The 20,503-nt window shown below is 67.3% G+C and carries 18 protein-coding genes; 4 read left to right on the top strand and 14 right to left on the bottom strand.

Annotated elements, in window-relative coordinates; genetic code table 11:
• Window positions 1-56 precede the first annotated feature (56 nt).
• From ACIQCN_RS05215 to ACIQCN_RS05270, 12 genes are all read right to left on the bottom strand, one after another.
• Window positions 57-575 (bottom strand): tetratricopeptide repeat protein, encoded by a 519-nt coding sequence (locus ACIQCN_RS05215; RefSeq protein WP_400609732.1) that lies wholly within the window; start codon window positions 573-575, stop codon window positions 57-59.
• Window positions 575-1,666: a 3-dehydroquinate synthase gene (gene aroB / locus ACIQCN_RS05220; RefSeq protein ID WP_400609733.1), complete on the bottom strand. Its 1,092-nt coding sequence runs from the start codon at window positions 1,664-1,666 to the stop codon at window positions 575-577. The genes ACIQCN_RS05215 and aroB overlap by 1 nt, the downstream gene beginning before the upstream one ends.
• Window positions 1,663-2,172 (bottom strand): shikimate kinase, encoded by a 510-nt coding sequence (locus ACIQCN_RS05225; RefSeq protein ID WP_400609853.1) that lies wholly within the window; start codon window positions 2,170-2,172, stop codon window positions 1,663-1,665. The genes aroB and ACIQCN_RS05225 overlap by 4 nt, the downstream gene beginning before the upstream one ends.
• A 68-nt stretch (window positions 2,173-2,240) precedes the next feature.
• Window positions 2,241-3,440 (bottom strand): chorismate synthase, encoded by a 1,200-nt coding sequence (gene aroC, locus ACIQCN_RS05230; protein ID WP_400603627.1) that lies wholly within the window; start codon window positions 3,438-3,440, stop codon window positions 2,241-2,243.
• Between the two features lie 26 nt (window positions 3,441-3,466).
• Window positions 3,467-4,327 (bottom strand): shikimate dehydrogenase, encoded by an 861-nt coding sequence (locus tag ACIQCN_RS05235; RefSeq protein WP_400609734.1) that lies wholly within the window; start codon window positions 4,325-4,327, stop codon window positions 3,467-3,469.
• Window positions 4,324-6,027 carry an endolytic transglycosylase MltG gene (gene mltG, locus ACIQCN_RS05240; RefSeq protein WP_400609735.1) on the bottom strand — a complete coding sequence of 568 codons (1,704 nt, stop codon included), beginning with the start codon at window positions 6,025-6,027 and terminating at the stop codon, window positions 4,324-4,326. The genes ACIQCN_RS05235 and mltG overlap by 4 nt, the downstream gene beginning before the upstream one ends.
• Window positions 6,024-6,623, bottom strand: coding sequence for a Holliday junction resolvase RuvX (gene ruvX / locus ACIQCN_RS05245; RefSeq protein WP_400609737.1), 600 nt, complete (start codon window positions 6,621-6,623; stop codon window positions 6,024-6,026). Before ruvX ends, mltG begins: the two co-directional genes overlap by 4 nt.
• Before the next feature lie 8 nt (window positions 6,624-6,631).
• Window positions 6,632-9,310, bottom strand: a complete 2,679-nt coding sequence (gene alaS, locus ACIQCN_RS05250; protein ID WP_400603618.1) for an alanine--tRNA ligase — start codon at window positions 9,308-9,310, stop codon at window positions 6,632-6,634.
• Between the two features lie 130 nt (window positions 9,311-9,440).
• Window positions 9,441-9,692, bottom strand: coding sequence for a DUF6167 family protein (locus ACIQCN_RS05255; protein ID WP_400603616.1), 252 nt, complete (start codon window positions 9,690-9,692; stop codon window positions 9,441-9,443).
• Window positions 9,693-9,711: 19 nt separating this feature from the next.
• Entirely contained in the window at window positions 9,712-10,086 is a 375-nt protein-coding gene (locus tag ACIQCN_RS05260) for a DUF948 domain-containing protein (protein WP_400609739.1), read from the bottom strand.
• 145 nt (window positions 10,087-10,231) lie between these two features.
• Window positions 10,232-10,858, bottom strand: coding sequence for a 30S ribosomal protein S4 (gene rpsD / locus ACIQCN_RS05265; protein WP_009357431.1), 627 nt, complete (start codon window positions 10,856-10,858; stop codon window positions 10,232-10,234).
• 170 nt (window positions 10,859-11,028) lie between these two features.
• Complete coding sequence (locus tag ACIQCN_RS05270; protein WP_400603612.1) at window positions 11,029-12,441, bottom strand: replication-associated recombination protein A; 1,413 nt, start codon at window positions 12,439-12,441, stop codon at window positions 11,029-11,031.
• 138 nt (window positions 12,442-12,579) lie between these two features.
• Between ACIQCN_RS05270 and ACIQCN_RS05275 the strand changes: the two genes are divergently transcribed.
• A complete protein-coding gene (locus ACIQCN_RS05275; RefSeq protein WP_400603610.1) occupies window positions 12,580-13,257 on the top strand; it encodes an acVLRF1 family peptidyl-tRNA hydrolase in 678 nt (225 codons plus the stop codon).
• 132 nt (window positions 13,258-13,389) lie between these two features.
• On the opposite strand, the gene aspS is transcribed toward ACIQCN_RS05275, so the two are convergent.
• Window positions 13,390-15,180: an aspartate--tRNA ligase gene (gene aspS / locus ACIQCN_RS05280; protein ID WP_400603608.1), complete on the bottom strand. Its 1,791-nt coding sequence runs from the start codon at window positions 15,178-15,180 to the stop codon at window positions 13,390-13,392.
• Between the two features lie 105 nt (window positions 15,181-15,285).
• Here aspS and ACIQCN_RS05285 point away from each other — a divergent pair, with 105 nt between their 5' ends.
• Window positions 15,286-16,545 carry an APC family permease gene (locus ACIQCN_RS05285; RefSeq protein ID WP_400609741.1) on the top strand — a complete coding sequence of 420 codons (1,260 nt, stop codon included), beginning with the start codon at window positions 15,286-15,288 and terminating at the stop codon, window positions 16,543-16,545.
• A gap of 1 nt (window position 16,546) precedes the next feature.
• On the opposite strand, the gene hisS is transcribed toward ACIQCN_RS05285, so the two are convergent.
• Entirely contained in the window at window positions 16,547-17,905 is a 1,359-nt protein-coding gene (hisS, locus tag ACIQCN_RS05290) for a histidine--tRNA ligase (RefSeq protein ID WP_400603605.1), read from the bottom strand.
• Between the two features lie 220 nt (window positions 17,906-18,125).
• Between hisS and ACIQCN_RS05295 the strand changes: the two genes are divergently transcribed.
• Window positions 18,126-18,932, top strand: coding sequence for a peptidylprolyl isomerase (locus tag ACIQCN_RS05295; RefSeq protein WP_400604282.1), 807 nt, complete (start codon window positions 18,126-18,128; stop codon window positions 18,930-18,932).
• Window positions 18,933-18,998: 66 nt separating this feature from the next.
• Window positions 18,999-20,441, top strand: a complete 1,443-nt coding sequence (locus ACIQCN_RS05300) for a DUF349 domain-containing protein (RefSeq protein ID WP_400609742.1) — start codon at window positions 18,999-19,001, stop codon at window positions 20,439-20,441.
• The last annotated feature ends 62 nt before the right edge of the window (window positions 20,442-20,503 follow it).

Consider the following 20,503-nt stretch of genomic DNA (forward strand, 5'->3'; position numbering starts at 1 on the left):
TCCGGCCTCCTGATCGGGGCCCGGGCAGCCCGTCGGGACCGGACGTCGGGAAGTTTTCAGCAGGCCAGGTCCAGCACGTCCCGGGCGCGCTGCAGCGCCACCGTGGAGGAGTAAATCTGTGCCGCGTCCGCCGCCTGTGCCACGCGCAGGTCCAGCGCCCGGGTGAACGAATCGACGGCGGCCGAAACCTGGCCGGCAGCGTACTGGGTCTTACCGAGGAACTGCAGCGCCTGCGCCTCCATGGCGGTGCCCTGAACCTCGGAGAGCAACTGCCGGAAGAGCTCCACGGCGTGGTCCAGGCGCTTGGAGACCAGGAGCACCTCGGCTTCGAAGGCACGGAGCCGGAAGGACTCGGGATCGGCGAACCGGGCTTCCGCCAGGAGCTCAGCCGCTTCAGCGGCCTGGCCCTGAACCAGCAGCACGAAAATCCGGTCGGCAGGATCCGTGGAGGCTTCCAGCGCCGCCTGGCATGCTTCGGCGTTCACGATCTGCGGCAGGAGTGTCTCCGGGTTGACCCGGATGCCCGGGAAGCCGGTCTCCGGCCAGTCGCTGGTGCCGGTCATATCGCCCTGCATCAGGAGGCGATTTCCTGGTAGGCGGCAAAGAGCAGGGAGGTGTCCGGAACGTCTAGGATGCCCGGCTTTGCGATGCCGTCCAGCACCACGAAGCGCAGGAGGTCCCCGCGGGACTTCTTGTCGCGCCGCATGCCATCCAGCAGGCCCTGCCAGCGGTCCCGCCGGTACGTGACCGGCAGGCCGAGCCCTTCGAGGATGCTCCGGTGCCGGTCTGCGTCGGCATCGCTGAGCCGGCCCACGCTGCGGGCCAGTTCGGCAGCGAACATCATTCCGACGGAAACCGCCGCGCCGTGGCGCCAGGAGTACCGTTCCACCAGTTCGATGGCATGGCCCAGCGTGTGTCCGTAGTTCAGGATTTCCCGCAGCCCGGATTCCTTGAGGTCCTGCGATACCACCGCGGCCTTGACGGCGATGGCCCGCTCGATGAGCTCGCGGATGGCCGGAGACTGCGGATCGACGACGGCTGCAGCGTCCTTCTCGACCAGGTCCAGGATGGCCGGATCGGAGATGAAACCGCATTTGATGACCTCTGCCATTCCGGACACGATCTCGTTCCGTGGCAGGGTCTGGAGGGTGTCCAGGTCCGCCAGGACGGCGGCCGGCGGGTGGAAGGCACCCACCAGGTTCTTGCCCTCCGCGGTATTGATTCCCGTTTTTCCCCCCACGGCTGCGTCCACCATGCCCAGGAGGCTGGTGGGCATGTGGATGACCTTGACGCCGCGCAGCCACGTTGCCGCGACGAATCCGGCGAGATCCGTGACGGCGCCGCCGCCGACGGCCACGATGGCGTCGGAGCGGGTGAAATCGTTCTGTCCCAGGACCTGCCAGCAGAATGCGGCTACCTGGATGTGTTTGCCTTCCTCGGCGTCCGGGATCTCGGCGGTGAGGGAGGTGAAGCCGGCTGCTGCCAGCTCGTCCCGCACGGTGTCCCCGGTGAGCCGCAGTGCCCTGGGATGGATGACCAGCACGCGCCGCACACGCTCCCCCAGCAACGCCGGAAGGTCACCCAGCAGGCCGCGTCCCACGACGACGTCGTAATTTTCCGCGGCGGAGGCGCCCGTAACTTTGATGACCGTTGACTCGGTACTCACTTTTCAACTTCCTGTTTGGCAGCTGCGAAGTCACGCAGCGCTGCTTCCAGCCGGGCGCCGAGTTCGGCCACCGAGCCGTGCCGGACGTCCAGGGTGATGTCCGCAAGCCGCTCGTAAACGGGCCTGCGGGTGGCGAACATGGCCTGCCAGCGGCCCATGGCATCGCCGGCCAGCAGGGGGCGTCCGGAATTCCTGGCGATGCGCGACGCTACCGTATCGGCATCGCATTCGAGGTACACCACGGTACACCGGCTGATGGTCTGCTGCGTGCCCGAATCGAGCACCGCGCCGCCACCGAGGGAGATCACGGTGCCCTGCCCTTCCGCAGCCTCCACCGCGGCGGCGACAGTCCGCGCCTCGATCTCACGGAACGCATGCTCTCCCCGTCCGGCGAAGATATCGGCAATGGACCCGTGCGCGGAGACAATCACCGCGTCCGTGTCCACGAACGGAGCACCCAACTGTTGGGCCAGTTGCTGGCCAAGAGCCGATTTCCCCACGGCCATTGGGCCGATGAGCACGATGGGGCGCCTGCCCGGCCCGGTGACAGCGCCGTCTTTGTTGCGATGGGGCACTACTGGCCGATCGAGTCCAGGGAGGCCGGGATGTTGTCCAGGTAGCCCTTGATGTTCCGTGCAGTCTCCGCAACGGAGTCGCCGCCGAACTTCTCCATGACGGCTTCGGCAAGGACCAGCGCAACCATGGCCTCCGCCACGACGCCCGCGGCGGGGACGGCGCAGACGTCCGAGCGCTGGTGGTGCGCCTTGGCCGCTTCGCCGGTACTGACATCAATGGTCTTCAGCGCGCGCGGAACGGTGGCGATGGGCTTCATGGCTGCCCGGACCCGCAGGACGTCACCGATACTCATGCCGCCCTCAATGCCGCCGGCACGGTTGCTGGCGCGGACGATCCGGCCGTCCGTATCACGGACGATTTCATCGTGCGCCGCGGAGCCACGCCGGGCAGCGGTACGGAAGCCGTCGCCGACCTCCACGCCCTTGATGGCCTGGATACCCATGAGGGCGGCGGCCAGCCGGGAGTCCAGGCGGCGGTCCCAGTGGACGTAGCTTCCGAGTCCAGGCGGCAGTCCGTATGCCAGGACCTCCACTACGCCGCCCAGTGTTTCGCCTTCTTTGTGCGCGGCATCCACCTCGGCCACCATGGCGTTGGAGGTGTCGCGGTCAAAGCAGCGCAGCGGGTCGGCGTCCAGCGCCAGGACATCCGATGGAACGGGAAGCGGACGGCCTTCGGGGACCGTGACACTGGCGATGGACACCGTGTGGCTGACCAATTCGATGCCAAGGTGCTTGAGGAACTGCGCCGCTACGGTGCCCATGGCTACACGGGTGGCAGTCTCGCGCGCGCTGGCCCGCTCCAGGACGGGACGGGCCTCGTCAAAGCCGTACTTCTGCATGCCGGTGAAATCCGCGTGCCCCGGACGGGGCCGGGTCAGCGGCGCGTTGCGGGCCTGGTCTGCCAGGGCCCCGGGTTCAACGGGATCCGCAGACATGATCTGCTCCCATTTGGGCCATTCGGTGTTTCCCACCTGAACGGCCACGGGGCCGCCCTGGGTCACGCCGTGGCGCACGCCGCCGAGGATAGTGACCACGTCCTGCTCAAACTTCATGCGTGCGCCGCGGCCGTAGCCCAGCCGGCGCCGGGCCAGTGAGTCGGCGATGTGGCCGCTGGTGATTTCCACCCCGGCGGGGACGCCTTCAATAATTCCCATCAGAGCCGGGCCATGGGATTCACCGGCTGTCAACCAACGCAACATATCTTCCATCCTGCCACGGGGGGCGGTTACAAAGCCCGTCGGGGAAGGCCGACTGAGGCGCACATCACATCTATGACGGCCGCGTTGACATCACCGCCGCGGCGGGTGAAAAGGCGCACCTGTTCCACGGCCTGGTAGAGCAGCATCTCGAGCCCCGGTACCACGGTTCCGCCGGCGGCCTGCCATACGGAGGCGATCAGGCTCGGCCAGGGATCGTAGGCCACGTCCAGGAGGACGCCGGGTGTGCGGGTCTTCAGGGCGGCGATTTCCGACGCGAGTCCGTCCGCCGCCCGTGGCGGCAACGTGGAGATGACGACGTCGGCACCCGCCGCGGGGCGGGCGGCTTCAGTGAGCGGGCGGATATCAACGTTAACGCCCAAGCTGTCGGCAGCTGCACGGACATCCCCGGTCCGGGCGGGATCCCGGACATGGACGCGCACGCTGCCGGCACCCAGCTCCTTCAGCGCGGCCACGGCCGATGCAGCGGTTCCTCCGCCGCCCAGGATCACGGCAGAGGGGGCGTCGCCCGTTCCGGCGTGCCGGAGGGCATTGACAATGCCGGCGACGTCGGTGTTGGAACCGACAGCCCTGGCGGCGTCACCCTCGCCCTCGAAAGTCACCGTGTTCACCACGCCCAGCGTCCGGGCGATGCCGCGGACCTCATCCACGTGGGCCAGCATTGCGGTTTTCAGCGGCATGGTCACCGAGAGGCCCCGCCACCCGGACTGGTGGCGGACCTGCCGCATGAACCCAGGCAGCAGCTCCTCGGTCACGTCGATGGCGGTGTAGGCGATGTCAGCGCCAAGCCGGGCGTACGCTGCCCGGTGCAGTACCGGCGACTTCGAGTGGCCGATGGGATGTCCCAGGACAGCAGCCCGGAGGCTCACGTGCAGCGTCCTTCATTCGCCCGGCACCAGTTGTTGTACTGCTCGACGTACACATTGTGCTCCGCCAGGGTCTTGGCGAACTTGGTTTCCCCGGTGTCCAGGTTGATGGTGACCCAGTAAAGGAAGTCATTCTTCGTTGGCTTGGCGGCAGCATCTATGGCGGTACGGCCCGGGGAGCCGATGGGGCCCGGCGGAAGGCCGGGGTTTGCGTACGTGTTGTACGGGTTCGACTTATCCTGCCGCTGCTCTTCCGTGAAGTTGAAGCTACGCGTGCCCAGCCCGTAGGTCACGGCGGAGTCCACCTGGAGATAGCCGTTTGTCTGGTCGTTGGGCTTGAGCCGGTTGTAGATGGCACCGGCCACGTTGCCGTAGTCCGCCTGGCCACCTTCGGCCTGCACGATGCTGGCTACCGTAACGGCCTGGTACTGCTTGGCGGGGTCGGTGATCCCCTGCGCCACCAGTTCCTCCACGGTGGTATCAACGAGCTTCTGCAGGATCTCCTTGGCCGGGGTACCCAGCGGGAAGCGGTACTCGCCCGGAGCCAGGTAGCCTTCGAGGTTTCTGGCGCCAGCCGGCAGGCCGAACTGGGCCGGCTTGTTGCTGAAGGCCTGCAGGTCCTGGACCGAGATGCCTGATCCTTCGGAGATGGCCTGCAGCGACTCGTCGATGCGGAGGCCCGCGCTCAGCGCGAAGTAGATGACCTTTTCAGAGCCTTCACCGAGGAGCACGTTCACGGCATCAGCGTTCTTCATCTCCATCTTGAAGGTGTAGTCCCCCGGCGAGAGCGTTCCGCCGGAGGCGTTAAAGGCCTGAAGGAAGGTATCAGCGTTGGCGATGACTCGTTCGTCCTCGAGCGCGGCGGCCACCGAGCGGGTTCCTTCGCCGTTGGCCACGGTGATCTGCACCTCCCCCGTGCCGGGACCGGGAAAGTCGCTGGGCCGGGAGTCGCCGAGAAGCGGTTTGAGGAACTGTGCGCCCACGGCCACCGCGGTGATGAACACGGCCAGCGTGAGGAAGAGGGCAAGGAAACGGCGGCGGCGCCGCACCTTCTTCGAGGGGCGCGGCGGCGCCGAAACAGCTGCAGGCATCAGGACGTGGTGGAGATCGTCGTGGTGGAGATCGTCGTGGTGGAGGCCGTCGTGGTGGAGGCCGTCGTGGTGGACGTCGTCGAGGTGGGGATCCCCGTGGCGGGGCTCCACGTGATGAACATCCTCCTGAAGGAGAACGGCTTCATGGTGCGGCTCCTGGCCCTGGTGGAACTCCTGGTACCCGTGGTGGCCTTCGTCATGGTGCGGGCCATTATCGTGGAAGCTGTCCGCATGGCCCGGATCTGAGGCATAGTGCTGACTTGCATAGTGCGGCTCTTCAACCTGCGGCTCTTCAGCATGCTGATCCGCTTGGCGCAGGTCGATTGCCGGGGGCGTGGCCGGAGCCGGCGGCACCGTCGCGGAAGGCTCCTGCGCGGCGGGCGGGGCCACCGGAGCCGGCAGGGCGGCCGCCTCCTCCTGCGGGGCGGCAACCGGTGGCTGGACCGGCTGGGGCGGGATGTCGTGGCCCGTTTCATAGGCCTGCTCGGGCACGGCCCCGTGTTTGCCGGTCTCCAGGCTTTTTTCCCGGGCGCGGAGCTCCTTCCGGGTCAGCGGACGCGCGGATCCCCCGCCCCAGGAGCCGGAAGCGTCGTCGATGTTGGCAGGGCTCACTGTTGCCTTCCATTATCTGAAGATCGGTCCGTATCCACCGGCATATCCGGGACAGACTTGTCCTGTTCGCCGGCTGCCGGTTTAACGGCAGGGGCCGGCACGTTCACGCGTGAACCGACGTCCGCTCCCCTGGCTTTTTGCATGTCGATCGCATGTTGGAGGATACCCGCCGCTGCGACCTGGTCAATTACTTTACGGTGGTCCCTGCTGCTCATGCCAGCCTGATGCAGATTGCGGTGGGCGGTGACGCTGCTGAGGCGCTCGTCCACCAGGTGTACGGGCACCCCGATGCCACGTGCTGCCAGTTCCGCGGCCAGCAGCCCGGCGTACTCGGTGGCCATCTGGGCCGACGCCCGTTCCTCGCCCTTCAGCGTCCGCGGCAGTCCAACAAAAACCTGGACCACGTCAAGCTCGGCGACGAGGCCCGCAATGATGCGCACGTCCGAATTCTTCCTGGCGTTGCGGTCCAGGGTCTTGTACGGCGTGGCCAGGATCGAGTCGCGGTCGCAGAGCGCCACGCCGACCCGGACAGTGCCCACGTCCACCCCCAGTTTCACACCCTGGGGGTAACCGCCGGCCGTTGCAGCATGGTTCATGATGCGGTTTAGCGGGCCGAAATGGCGTCGACGATGGCTGTCAGGGCCGCCGGAACCTTGGTTGCGTCGGTGCCGCCGCCCTGGGCCACGTCGTCCTTGCCGCCGCCGCCGCCGCCAAGGACGCCTGCGGCGAGGCGCACCAGCGCACCGGCCTTGACGCCTGCTTCCCGGGCTGCCTCATTGGTGGCAACGAGGACCATGGGGCGGCCGTTCGCCACACCGGCCACAGCCACTGTGGCAGCAGCCGAACCGAGCCGGTTGCGCAGGTCCAGGGCGAGGCCGCGGAGATCGTCCGCACCGCTGACGGTTCCGGCGTCATGGGCGATGACGCGGACTCCGGCGGCGTCCTTGGCGCTGCCGGCCAGCTGCGCTGCCGCGGACGCCAGCTGCTCCTTGCGCAGCCGGTCCAGTTCCTTTTCCGTGGCCTTGAGCTTGGCAAGGGTGGTTGCGATGCGGTCGGCCAGCTGTCCCGAGGGCACCTTCAGCATCTCAGTCAGTTCCGTGACCAGCGCTCGCTCGGCAGCCAGGTGGCGGAAGGCATCCATGCCCACGAAAGCCTCGACGCGGCGGTTTCCCGAGCCTACCGACTGCTCGCCGAGCAGCGAGAGGCTGCCGATCAGGGAGGTGTTGGACACGTGGGTGCCGCCGCAGAGCTCACGGGACCAGGCGCCGTCGATCTCAACGACCCGGACCTCGCTGCCGTAGTTTTCGCCAAACAGCGCCATGGCGCCCAGCGCCTTGGCCTCGGCCAGGCCCATGACCTTGGTTTCCACCCGGAAGTTATTGCGGATGGCGAGGTTGGAGACTTCCTCAATCTCGGAGCGCGTGGCCGTGCTCAGTCCTTCGCCCCACGCAAAGTCGAACCGCAGGTAGCCGGCCTTGTTGAAGGACCCGCGCTGGGTGGCTTCCGGACCAAGGATCTGGTGCAGCGCCGCGTGCACGATGTGCGTACCCGTGTGTGCCTGCTCGGCAGCATGGCGCCGTTCACGGTCGACGGCGGCACGCACCAGGGCGTCTGCCGGAATTTCGCCCTCGCGGACAATGGCCTTGTGGACGCTCAGGCCTTTCAGCGGACGCTGGACGTCCAGGACCTCGACCACGAAGCCGTCTCCCGTGATCAGGCCGGTGTCCGCCGCCTGGCCACCGGCCTCGGCATAGAACGGTGTCTCGGAAAGCACCAGTTCGATTTCGTCGCCTGTGGACGCCTGCCGAACCGGAACGCCGTTGGTGAGGATCCCGCGTACCCGGGATTCGCCGTCGAGCTCGGTGTAGCCGGTGAAGACGGTTTCGCCCTGGGCGAGGATCTCCTGGAAAGCGCTCAGGTCGGCGTGGCCGCCCTTCTTGCCCTTGGCGTCGGCCTGGGCACGCTGGCGCTGTTCCTGCATGAGGCTGCGGAAGGCTGCCTCGTCCACCTTCAGGCCGGCTTCCTCGGCCATTTCCAGTGTGAGGTCAATGGGGAAGCCGTAGGTGTCGTGGAGGGTGAACGCGTCGGCGCCGGACAGTGGCTTATTGGCGGCCTTGGACTCGCGGACCGCGTCTTCCAGGCGGGCGGTGCCGGAGGCGATGGTGCGCAGGAACGCCTTCTCTTCGGCGTAGGCGATCCGGCTGATGCGGTCGAAATCGGTCTCCACCACGGGGTAGACGCCCTTCATGGCGTCCCGGGACGCAGGCAGCAGTTCCGGCAGGCAGGCCTGCTCCACGCCCAGGAGGCGCATGGAGCGGACGGCGCGGCGGATCAGGCGGCGCAACACATAGCCGCGGCCCTCGTTGGAGGGGGTGACACCGTCGGAGATCAGCATGAGGGCGGAACGGATGTGGTCCGCGACCACGCGCATGCGGACGTCATCCGTGTGGTGCGGGTCGTCGTCGGACTCCGCGGACGTGTACTCCTTGCCGGAAAGCTCTGCAGCCTTGTCGATGACGGGACGGACCTGATCGGTCTCGTACATGTTCTCGACGCCCTGGAGGATCATGGCCAGGCGTTCCATGCCGAGACCGGTGTCGATGTTGCGCTTGGGCAGCTCGCCCAGCACATCGAAGTCCTCCTTGGAGCGGACGTTGTCGATCTGGTACTGCATGAACACGAGGTTCCAGATCTCGATGTAGCGCGTCTCATCCGCGAGGGGTCCGCCTTCAACACCGTAGGCCGGGCCGCGGTCATAGTAGATCTCCGAGCAGGGGCCGGCCGGTCCGGGCTGGCCTGTGTGCCAGTAGTTATCCGATTTGCCCATCCGCTGGATGCGTTCGGCCGGGACGCCGGTGTTCTTCAGCCACAGTTCGGCCGCCTCATCATCTTCCTGGTAAACCGTGACCCAGAGGCGTTCCGGCGCGAGGCCATAGCCGCCGTCGTCAACGCTCTTGGTGAGCAGCTCCCAGGCAAATTTGATGGCGTCTTCCTTGAAGTAGTCGCCGAACGAGAAGTTGCCGCACATCTGGAAGAACGTTCCGTGGCGGGCGGTCTTGCCCACCTCTTCGATGTCGCCGGTGCGGATGCACTTCTGGACGCTGGTGGCGCGGGAGTAGGGGGCTTCCTCACGGGCGGTGAGGTACGGGATGAACGGCACCATGCCGGCCACCGTGAACAGCAACGAGGGGTCGCTGGAAACCAGCGAGGCGGACGGAACCGCCGTGTGGCCCTTGCTGACAAAAAAGTCCACCCAGCGCTTCGTGATCTCCTGCGACTTCATGTGCTGTCTACTTACCCTTCTTGGTCCGCCCGTGGTTGGTGCGGATGATGTCTCGCGTGGCAGGTCCCTGGAAACGGCCCCTGCCGGTGTGGTTCTGGTATTGCTGCGGGCGGGCGGGGTGCCCGGTCCGTCAGCGGAGGCCGACGCGCGCCTGGGGCGGAGCCCCTGCTGACTGGTCGACGCCCAGGGCCGAGCGGAGGTCGGTTTCCCGCTCGTGCATGCCGGCCCGTACGGCGTCCGCGAAGTCGTAGATGCCGTCCGCCAGCCGGCCCACCGCCCGGTTCAGTCCCTCCGGACCAAGGTTGGACTGGGCTTCGGTCACTTTCTTGAAGGCGATGACTCCAATGGCCACGCCGATTCCCATCCAGAAAAGTCGTTTCATGGTTTGTCTCTTCCCAGGTTCAGCGGCTGCGGCGGCCGGTAGCGTGCTTCTTGCGGTTGGCCAGCGCGGTGCGGACGCCATAGCTGAATGCTGCCACCTTGATCAGCGGCGATCCCATGGTGGCGGCAACCAGCGAGGAAAGTGCTGACAGGTTCGCCGATGCGTCAGAGACGTTGGAGGAGATGCCGTCCACCTTTTTGAGCTGCTGGTTGGTGGTGGAGACCGTGGCCGTCACTTCATCCATGAGGGGTGTGGCACCGTCGCTGAGGGACCTGATGGCGGTGCGGACCTCATCAAAGACCTTGCCCAGCTTCATGATGGGCACGGCCAGCAGCAGCACCAGGAGCGCGAACACCCCGGCAGCGATCAGGCCGGCAATATCGCCACCAGACATATACGTTCATCTCCTCAAAATCCTGTGGATCGGCACCATCCCCGGGCGCCCGCAAAGGGCTGCGCCGCAGATGTCCCCCAAGTACCTTACATACAAAGAAGCCCGCGGCGCTTGCCACGGGCTTCTTTGGATACGCTGCTGGGATTTAGCGTGCGTAGAATTCGACGACGAGCTGCTCTTCGCAGGTCACGGGAATCTCGGAACGCTTGGGGCGGCGGACCAGGCGGGCCTGCAGTGCCTCGAGCTTGACGTCCAGGTAGGCCGGAACGGCGGGCAGGACGTCGCGGTGGGCGCCGGCTGCTGCAACCTGGAGCGGAACCATGGTCTCGCTGCGGCTGTGGACGTGGACCAGCTGGCCCTCGCCGACGCGGAACGACGGGCGGTCCACGCGGACGCCGTCGACCATGATGTGGCGGTGCACAACCAGCTGGCGGGCCTGGGCGATGGTGCGGGCGAACCCGGCACGCAGGACCAGGGCGTCAAGGCGCATTTCGAGCAGCTCGATGAGGTTCTCACCGGTCAGGCCCTTGGTGCGGCGGGCTTCTTCGAAGGCACGGGTCATCTGTGCTTCGCGGATGCCGTACTGGGCGCGCAGGCGCTGCTTTTCGCGCAGACGTACGGCGTAGTCGGAGTCCTGCTTCTTGCGGGCACGGCCATGCTCACCGGGGCCGTACGGGCGGCGCTCCATGTACTTGGCGGCCTTGGGGGTCAGAGCGATGCCGAGGGACCGCGAGAGGCGGGCCTGACGGCGAGCACGAGTGTTGTTAGCCACTTGTGTCCTTCCAATATCTGCGGTGTGTCAGTGTTACTGGCCTCCACGATGGAGAGCATCGGCCAACCGCTGCCTTTTGCTACTGGGCACAGGGCATAACCTACTCGAAGGAAATTCAAGGGGATTGTGCGTCCGTGCCTTGCCAGACAAACATCGATCCTACCATGGGGCTACTTCCCCCGGACAATCCGCCGCAGGCGCTCCAGCCGCACCGCGATGTCCCGCTCGGCACCGTTACCCGTCGGCCGGTAGTAGTCCTTCCCCACCAGGTCATCCGGCGGGTATTGCTGGGTGGCCACCGCGTGCGGGGCGTCATGGGCGTACTTGTACCCCAGGCCGTGGCCCAGCTGCTTGGAACCGGGGTAGTGGGAGTCGCGCAGGTGCGCCGGGATGCCGTTGCCCATGCCTGCCCGGACGTCGGCGATGGCCTGGTTGATGCCCATGTAGGCGGCGTTGGACTTCGGCGCCGTGGCAAGGTGGACCACCGCCTCCGCAAGGATGATCCTGCCTTCGGGCATGCCGATGAGCTGGACCGCCTGCGCCGCGGCAACGGCTGTCTGCAGCGCGGTGGGATCGGCCATGCCTACGTCCTCCGCAGCGGAGATCACGATCCGCCGGGCCACGAAGCGCGGGTCCTCCCCCGCCTCGAGCATCCGGGCCAGGTAGTGCAGCGCCGCGTCCACGTCCGAGCCGCGGATGGACTTGATGAACGCGCTGGCCACGTCGTAGTGCTGGTCGCCGGCGCGGTCGTAGCGGACGGCGGCCACGTCCAGGGCACGTTCGGTGTGTTTGAGTTCGACTTTCACCGGGCCGACATCGCCATCAGCTGCGTCATCGGCGTCGCCAAAAGCGACGCCGGCGGCCGCCTCCAGGGCGGTCAGCGCGCGCCGGGCGTCACCGCCCGAAAGGCGCACCAGGTGCGCCAGGGCTTCGTCGGAAAGGGCAACCTTGCCGTCGAGTCCGCGCGGATCCTGCACCGCCCGGACCAGGAGCCCTTCGATATCGGCGTCGGTGAGCGGCTTCAGCGTCAACAGCAGGGACCGGGACAACAGCGGCGACACCACCGAGAAGGAGGGGTTTTCAGTGGTAGCGGCGACCAGGACCACCCAGCGGTTCTCGACGCCGGGCAGGAGGGCGTCCTGCTGTGCCTTGTTGAAGCGGTGGATCTCGTCCAGGAAGAGGACGGTGGTGGTTTTGTAGAGGTCCCGGGCGGTGAGGGCATCGTCCATGACGCGCCGAACGTCCTTCACGCCGGCGGTGATGGCCGAAAGCTCCACGAACTTGCGCCCCGGTCCGCGGGCGATCACGTGTGCAAGGGTGGTCTTGCCCGTCCCGGGCGGTCCCCACAGGATCAGCGAGGCGGGCCCGGCGGGCCCTGCGGCGTCAGCACCGGCGGCCAGCTGCCGCAGCGGCGAGCCGTGGCCCAGCAGGTGTTGCTGACCCACCACCTCATCAAGGTTGCGGGGCCGCATGCGCACAGCGAGGGGGCTGCGCGGAGCTTTGGCGCCGCCCGCGCCGGGGCCGGCACTGTTGTCCGGCCCGTCATCGTCGCCGCCTGCACCCTGCCCGAAGAGATCATCCACATAGATAGGCTACTTGCAGTCAATCATTCGGCCAGCGCCGACGGCCCTTCCCGCGAGATGGCATTTCACGGCAATGCTGCCGGGGAACACTGCCGCGAAGTGCCATCTCGCGCAGTGGCAGCATTCAGAGGAGGCCCCATGCCGGCAGCAACCCGGGGCGGACGGCAGCCGTCCGTACGCACCACGTTCGTGCCCGGCGCCCGGCTGCCGGGCTGGGCGGAGCGCTTTGGCAGCGCCCACGGCGGCTGGGAAATCAGCGATGACGACGACGGCGTGCGGCTTGTCGCGGCCGACGGCACCACTGCACTCCTTCAGCCCCCGTGGCCGCCGGACGGCCGTCCGGGGCGGGGCGCCGACGCCGTGGAGCGGCTGGCCGCGCTGGCCACCCAACCCCGCCGGCTCGGCCTGGTGCTGGTGCGCCGGGGAGGCTACGGCATAGGCGTTGCCTCGGAAGGCCGGCTGCTCGCCAGCAAGGCGGGAACACGGTATGTGCAGGGCCGCACCTCCGCCGGCGGGCAGTCCCAGCAGCGGTTTGCGCGGCGCCGCGGGAACCAGGCGGACGCGCTGGTGGATGCCGTGGCCGCACAGGCGACGGCCGTTTTCGGCTCCGCCCCGCCGTTCGAATACCTGGTTCCCGGCGGCGACAGGATACTGGCGGACCAGGTCCTCGCGCATCCGGCCCTGCGGGCTTACTCCGGCGCACCGAGACTGGCCTGGCTGGATGTACCGGAGCCGCGCGCCGCCGTCGTGCTCAAGGCCGCCGGCGACGCCTGCTCCGTGCGTGTACAGGTCACCGACGCCGCCGGTCAGGCGTAGCCGGCCGGCCCGCTGATACAGCGTCCACGACCGGCTTTACTTGCAGCTTCAAGTATCGGGCTTGGGCTTAAGAAAGAGCTCCCTGCCGCCGGACCATCCCTGCAGCAGGGAGCTTTTCGAAGGTTAGCGGGCCTACTTGTCCTCGGCCTTCTTCTCTTCGGGCCTGGCCTGCGGTTTGAAGTCCACGCCGGCTTCCTTGCGCTGCTGCGCGGTGATCGGCGCCGGAGCCTGGGTCAGCGGGTCGTAGCCGTTGCCGGTCTTGGGGAACGCTATGACGTCGCGGATCGATTCCACACCGGCCAGCAGCGCAACCACGCGGTCCCAGCCGAAGGCGATGCCGCCATGCGGGGGCGCACCGAACTTGAAGCCCTCCAGCAGGAACCCGAACTTGGTCTGGGCGTCCGCACGGTCCAGGCCCATGAGTTCGAACACACGCTCCTGGACGTCGCGCTGGTGGATACGGATGGAACCGCCGCCGATTTCGTTGCCGTTGCAGACGATGTCATATGCGTAGGACAGCGCAGACTCCGGGTCCTTGTCGAAGGTGTCCAGGAACTCAGGCTTGGGTGAGGTGAACGCGTGGTGCACGGCGGTCCACTTGCCGGTGCCGACCGCAACGTCACCGGAGGCCACCGCAGCGGCGGCAGGCTCGAACATCGGAGCGTCAACCACCCAGCAGAAGGCCCAGTCGTCCGGGTTGATCAGGCCGGTGCGGTGGCCGATCTCCACCCGGGCGGCTCCGAGCAGGGCGCGGGACGGGGTCTTCTCGCCCGCAGCGAAGAAGATGCAGTCGCCCGGCTTGGCGCCGACGGCGTCGGCGAGGCCGGCGCGTTCGGTGTCAGTGAGGTTCTTGGCCACCGGACCGGCCAGTTCGCCGTCCTCTTTGTAGAGGACGTAGGCCAGGCCCTTGGCACCGCGCTGCTTGGCCCATTCCTGCCAGGCGTCCAGGGCGCGGCGGGCCTGCGAGGCGCCGCCGGGCATGACGACGGCACCGACATACGGTGCCTTGAACACGCCGAAGTTGGTGTCCTTGAAGAACTCCGTCAGCTCGGTCAGTTCCTGGCCGAAACGCAGGTCCGGCTTGTCCGAGCCGTAGCGGGCCATGGCGTCCGCGTACGTGATCCGCTGGATGGGTGTGGGGATCTCCACGTCGATCAGCTTCCACAGCGCCTTGACCAGGTTTTCGCCCAGGCTGATGATGTCGTCCTGGTCCACGAAGCTCGCCTCGATATCAAGCTGCGTGAACTCGGGCTGGCGGTCGGCGCGGAAGTCCTCGTCACGGTAGCAGCGGGCGATCTGGTAGTACTTCTCGAAGCCGCCAACCTGCAGGAGCTGCTTGAAAAGCTGCGGCGACTGCGGCAGGGCGTACCAGGATCCGGGCGCCAGACGTGCCGGAACCACGAAGTCGCGGGCGCCTTCCGGCGTCGAACGTGTCAGCGTGGGTGTTTCGATTTCCACGAAGCCGTCCTGGTGGAGCAATTCACGGGCCACCCGGTTAGCCTCCGAGCGCAGGCGCAGGTTCCGGGCCGGGCCGGGCCGGCGCAGGTCCAGGTAACGGTGCTTCAGGCGGGCTTCCTCACCGACCTCGACGTGTTCGTCGATCTGGAACGGCAGCGCTTCCGCAGTGTTCAGGACGGTGACGTCCTCGGCGATGACTTCGATGTCGCCGGTGGCCAGCGCCGGGTTCTCGTTGCCCGCAGGCCGCTTGGAGACGGTGCCGGTGACCTGCAGGACGTACTCGTTGCGCAGGCCGTGGAAGATCTCTTCCTCGCGGACCACAACCTGTGCCACACCGGACGCGTCACGAAGATCAACAAATGCCACGCCACCGTGATCGCGGCGTCGGCCAACCCAGCCGGCCAGGGTTACGGTTTGTCCAATGTTCTCGGAACGAAGGGATCCGAGGTCATGTGTGCGCAGCACAGCACGCCTTTCTAGAGACGACAGCAGGAAATCAGCGGAAATTAAATAGGATCGTTCAGGAACGATCCCGTCTGAGTTTACCCGCTTGAAAGGCACGGTCCCCGCATGGGCGCACATCCGCAGCTGCAGCGGAGGCTCAGCACCACCGACGCCACCATCATCGGCCTGGGCTCCATGCTCGGCGCGGGTGTGTTCGTCGTTTTCGGCCCTGCAGCCGCACTGGCCGGCAATATGCTGGCGGTTTCCGTGCTCCTGGCAGGAGCCGTGGCCTACTGCAACGCCGTGGCATCAGCCGCACTGGCCGCGAGGTACCCCACCAGCGGAGGCACCTACGTCTACGGCCGGGAACGGCTGGGGCCCTGGCCCGGTTTCATCGCCGGCTGGGGCTTCGTCACCGGGAAGACGGCCTCCTGCGCCGCGATGGCGCTGACCTTCGGCAACTACATGGCACCCGGATACGCCGTCCCCGTGGCCGTCGCCGCCGTCGTTGCCCTGACCGGCGTCAACCTGCTGGGCATCACCCGGACTGCGCTGGTGACCCGCATCCTTCTCGCCGTGGTGCTGGCCACCCTCGCGTTCGTCGCGGCGGCAGCTTTGACCGGTCCGCACCCGTCGGGCGCAGGGATAGCCGCGGCGGGAGCGTCCGACGGCGGCGCGGCGGCGCCCGGTGGCGTCCTCACTGCGGCGGGCCTGATGTTCTTTGCGTTTGCCGGATACGCCCGGATCGCCACCTTGGGCGAGGAGGTCAAGGACCCGGCCCGCTCCATTCCGCGCGCCATCCTCGCGGCGCTGGCAGCGGCGTTCGCAATCTACCTGGGACTGGGGCTGCTCCTGCAGAACCACCTCCGGGACGGGCTGCTGGCAGCATCCCGTACGCCGCTGCTGGATGCGGTGCTGCACTCGCGGCTGGCCGACGGCGCGCCCCTGGTCCAGGCGGGTGCGGCGGCTGCCTGTCTCGGAGCCCTTCTCGCGCTGATCACCGGGGTGGGCCGGACCACGCTGGCGATGGCCCGGGAACGCGATCTTCCCTCGCCGCTCGCACGCGTGGGGGTACGCCACCGGGTGCCGTTCGCGGCGGAACTCGCCGTGGCCGCCGTCGTCATCCTGCTGCTGCTCAGCGTGGACGTAATGACCGTGGTGGGCTTCTCGAGCTTCGGCGTTCTGGTGTACTACGCCGTGGCCAATGCTGCCGCTTTCACGCTGGACCGCCATCCGGGCTATGCGCCCAAGTGGCTCAACGCGGCAGGATTCCTGGGCTGCCTGCTGCTGGCCCTGACGCTGCCGCCCGCCTCCTTAGCCACCATGGCAGCGGTTCTCGCTGCCGGTGTGGCCGGCCGCTGGCTGGTCCTGCGCTTTCGGCGCTAGCTCAGACCACCGATGCGGTGGCGGTAGTGGCCACCTGCACGGCAAGATCCTCCGACGGCGGCATCCAGGTCTCGGGGGCCGCGGCCACCTGCTCGCCGGTGCGGATGTCCTTGACCTGGTGCGTGCCGTCGTCGTCCGTGAACCAGACGAAGGGGATGCCGCGACGGTCCGCGAACTTGATCTGCTTGCCGAACTTTTCGGCCTTCGCAGCCACCTCCGTCGGGATACCGCGGCTGCGCAGCAGCGCGGCAACGTCCTGGGCAGCGTCCCAGCTGTCGTCATGCGTGAGCGTCACCAACACCGCGGTGGGCACCGCACGCGACGCCTTCGCGAGTTCCTGGCTGAGGATCCGCGACACGAGGCGCGTGACGCCGATGGACAGGCCTACGCCGGGGAATTTGCGGTTTCCCTTTGCTGCCAGGGCATCGTACCGGCCACCGGAGCAGATGGAGCCCAGCTGCTCGTGCCCCACCAGGACGGTTTCGACCACGGTGCCCGTGTAGTAGTCCAGTCCGCGGGCGATGCTGAGGTCGGCCAGCACCTTGCCCGGCGCGCGCTGCACTGCGGCGGCGATGACCTGTTCCAGTTCGGACAGGCCTTCTTCGAGGAGGTCGTTGCTCACACCGAGGGCGCGCACCTGGGCAACGAAGGACGTGTCGGCGGTGCGTATTCCGGCCAGCCGCAGCGCCTTCTCCGCCTGCTCCGCGGTGGCGCCCAGTTCTTCCTGCAGCAGTTCGGCAACCCTGGCCGGCCCCACCTTCTCAAGCTTGTCGATGCTCCGCAGCACCCCTGCCGTGTCCGTCAGCCCGATGCCGCGATAGAAGCCCTCGGCCAGCTTTCGGTTGTTGATCCGCAGGCGGAAGTCCGGGATGGGCAGGGCGCTGAGCGCCTCCGCGATGACCAGCGCGATCTCGACGTCGTAGCGGAAGGGAAGGTCGCCGTCGCCCACTACATCGATGTCCGCCTGCGTGAACTCGCGGGCACGGCCCTCCTGGGGGCGCTCACCGCGCCACACCTTCTGGATCTGGTAGCGCCGGAACGGGAAGGCGAGGTAGCCGGCGTTCTCCACGACATAGCGTGCAAACGGCACCGTGAGGTCGAAGTGCAGGGCCAGGGCGTGCGGATCGGTCTTTCCCCTGGCATCGCCTTCGTCGTCCTGCAGCCGGCTGAGGCCGTACACCTCTTTGTCGATCTCGCCCTTGCGAAGGAGCTGCCCGACGGTCTCGACCGCGCGCGTCTCGATCGAGCTGAAGCCGTGCAGTTCGAACACCCGGCGCAGCGTGTCCAGCACATGCAGCTCCACCAGCCGCTCCTCGGGAAGCCACTCGGGGAATCCGGACAGGGAGGCGCTGCGTGCCATGGTGGAAGTTCTCCTCTTGGTGAAGGCTGCCGGGATACTGCCGGTCTCCGAAAACGGTCCGCGGCGGAGTTGTCCAGGCAGTCATGCATAAACTATGTGCGGCAGTCAGTTTATGCGCCTTCAGCCGGCATCTCTAATACGGCGGGCCCTGCGCTGGCTGGGCAGGGAACTGCGCGCGGCCGGGACGGCAGGCGCGCGGCACTACTACGAGGAGGACCCCTTGGCGGCCAGTCCACGCAGCGCCCGCGAGACAAAGCGGCGCATCCAACAGATGGAAGCCAAGCGTGAGCTCCGGCGGGACCAGCAGAAGCGTCGCAGGCGCGACAACCTGATCGCCGCCGGTGCGGGCACCGCCGCCGTGGTGCTCGCCGTCGTCCTCCAGCTCACTTCCTTCGCGGGAAACCCCACGGAAGAGGAGTTCGCCGCCGCGCAGGCCGACCTGGCCGCACCGTCCGCCTCCGCCAGTCCCTCTGCCCAGGCCACCAACGGGGCCAACATCCCAGCCGCTGACACTGCTGCCGGCAAGACCTTCACGGGCAAGCTTGTCCTGAACGGAAGTGCGCTTGGCGTCGAAGTCAACGGAACCAAGGCGCCGCAGGCCGCGGCCGTCCTTAAATCGCTCAGCGACGAAGGGTACTACTCCGGCAAGACCTGCCACCGACTGACCACCGGCGAGGCGTTCGCCGTCCTCCAGTGCGGCTCCCCGACCGGCACCGGTGAAGGCGATCCCGAATACACCTGGGGTCCGCTGGAAAACACGCCCAAGGACAATACCTACCCTGCCGGCACCATCGCCGTGGCACGTACCGGAAACAACGCGTACGGTAACGGCACGCAGTTCTTCATCGTCTACAAGGACACGGTAATTCCGGCCGACAGCGCGGGCGGTTACACCGTGGTGGGCAAGGTGACCTCCGGGCTCGATGTGGTGTCCGATATTGCGGCGGCCGGAATTACGCCGGGTGCCGGCGCAACAGACGGCACACCTGTGGAACCAGTCACGATAGACTCGTTTTCTCTGAAGTAGGACGCCTGGCCCAGCGGCTACGGTGCAGTACCTGAGTATTTCCCTCCAAGCGAAAGACTTTTAGCGGTGACAGACAGTCAGAAATCCGACGAAACAGCAACCGACGCGGCCGAAGCAGCGGCGACCCCCGCGGCTCCATCACCTGCGCCTGCCCCGGCGAGGCGGCCCGCAGCACCTTCACCCAAGGCTTTCGCCTCCCGGCCCAAGCCCGCAGCCGCGGCTCCGGCCGCACCGGTACAGGCACCCCCGGCAACCTCACCGGAAGAAGCCGCCAAGTGGGGCCGCGTGGAAGGGGACGGGCACGTCTTCCTGACCATCGATGGCGGCGAGCACCCTGTGGGCCAGTACCCCGGCGTGAGCAACGAGGAAGCACTGGCCTACTTCGCCCGGAAGTACGACGACGTCGTGGCCCAGATCGTACTGCTGGAACAGCGCGTGAGTTCCAAGGCTCCGAGCGCCGACATGCAGAAGACCGTCACCCATCTGCGCGAACAGCTCGCGGAGCGCAACATGGTGGGCGACCTCCGCTCCGCCGAAGCACGCCTGGACAAGCTCGAGGGGCAGATTTCCGAGCTGGAGCACGCGGAAAAGGCCGAGCATGACGCGGTGCGCGCGGCGGAACTGGCTGCGCGCGAAGCAATTGTGGCCGAAGCCGAGCAGATCTCCGGGCAGGATCCGGCGCAGACGCAGTGGAAAACCTCCAGCGCCCGCATGAACGAACTTTTCGAGAACTGGAAAGCCGCACAGAAGAGCGGCGTCCGCCTCGGCCGCAGCAACGAGGACGCACTGTGGAAGAGGTTCCGCGCCGCCCGCACCGTGTTCGACCGTCACCGCCGGGCCTACTTCTCCCAGCTGGACAGCAACAATTCGGCCGCCAAGGCCGCCAAGGAGAAACTGATCGCCGAAGCCGAGGCGCTGTCCAGCTCCACTGACTGGGGCTTTGCAGCCGGTGAGTACCGACGGCTCATGGACCAGTGGAAGGCCTCGCCGCGCGCCAGCCGCAAGGATGATGATGCCCTGTGGGCGCGGTTCCGCGCTGCGCAGGACGTGTTCTTCACGTCCCGCCAGGCAGCCAATGACGAGATCGACCAGGAGTACGCCGCGAACCTCACGGTAAAGGAAGCGCTGCTGGCCGAGGCCAACGCCATCCTCCCGGTGAAGGACCTGGCAGCTGCCAAGAAGGCCCTGCAGTCCGTGCGGGACCGCTGGGAAGAGGCCGGCAAGGTGCCCCGGGCGGACATGGGCCGCGTCGAAGCCGGACTGCGGAAGGTGGAAGACGCCGTCAAGCAGGCCGAGGACGAGCAGTGGCAGCGTTCCAACCCCGAGCGTAAGGCACGCACCAACAGCGCCCTCTCCCAGCTCGAGTCCGCCATTGCAGGACTTCAGGAGGATCTGTCAGCGGCGGAAAAGACCGGGGACCAGCGCAGGATCGCAGCGGCCCGTGAGGCACTCGAAGCCCGCCAGGCCTGGCTCGACCAGATCCAGCGCTCGGCCAGCGAACTGGCCTAAGCCACTCCCGCGTCTGCGGGAGGGCCACAGGCCCGGTTCCGGTTATCCACATAACCGGAACC

Source organism: Pseudarthrobacter sp. NPDC092424 (genome assembly GCF_044754925.1).
Lineage (GTDB): Bacteria > Actinomycetota > Actinomycetes > Actinomycetales > Micrococcaceae > Arthrobacter.

Bases quoted from the DNA above. Each gene is read 5' to 3' on its own strand.
- ACIQCN_RS05215 (WP_400609732.1), bottom strand. From the start codon at position 575: ATGCAGGGCGATATGACCGGCACCAGCGACTGGCCGGAGACCGGCTTC.
- ACIQCN_RS05225 (WP_400609853.1), bottom strand. From the start codon at position 2,172: ATGGCCGTGGGGAAATCGGCTCTTGGCCAGCAACTGGCCCAACAGTTG.
- aroC (WP_400603627.1), bottom strand. From the start codon at position 3,440: ATGTTGCGTTGGTTGACAGCCGGTGAATCCCATGGCCCGGCTCTGATG.
- ruvX (WP_400609737.1), bottom strand. From the start codon at position 6,623: ATGAACCATGCTGCAACGGCCGGCGGTTACCCCCAGGGTGTGAAACTG.
- alaS (WP_400603618.1), bottom strand. From the start codon at position 9,310: ATGAAGTCGCAGGAGATCACGAAGCGCTGGGTGGACTTTTTTGTCAGC.
- ACIQCN_RS05255 (WP_400603616.1), bottom strand. From the start codon at position 9,692: ATGAAACGACTTTTCTGGATGGGAATCGGCGTGGCCATTGGAGTCATC.
- ACIQCN_RS05260 (WP_400609739.1), bottom strand. From the start codon at position 10,086: ATGTCTGGTGGCGATATTGCCGGCCTGATCGCTGCCGGGGTGTTCGCG.
- ACIQCN_RS05275 (WP_400603610.1), top strand. From the start codon at position 12,580: ATGCCGGCAGCAACCCGGGGCGGACGGCAGCCGTCCGTACGCACCACG.
- ACIQCN_RS05285 (WP_400609741.1), top strand. From the start codon at position 15,286: ATGGGCGCACATCCGCAGCTGCAGCGGAGGCTCAGCACCACCGACGCC.
- hisS (WP_400603605.1), bottom strand. From the start codon at position 17,905: ATGGCACGCAGCGCCTCCCTGTCCGGATTCCCCGAGTGGCTTCCCGAG.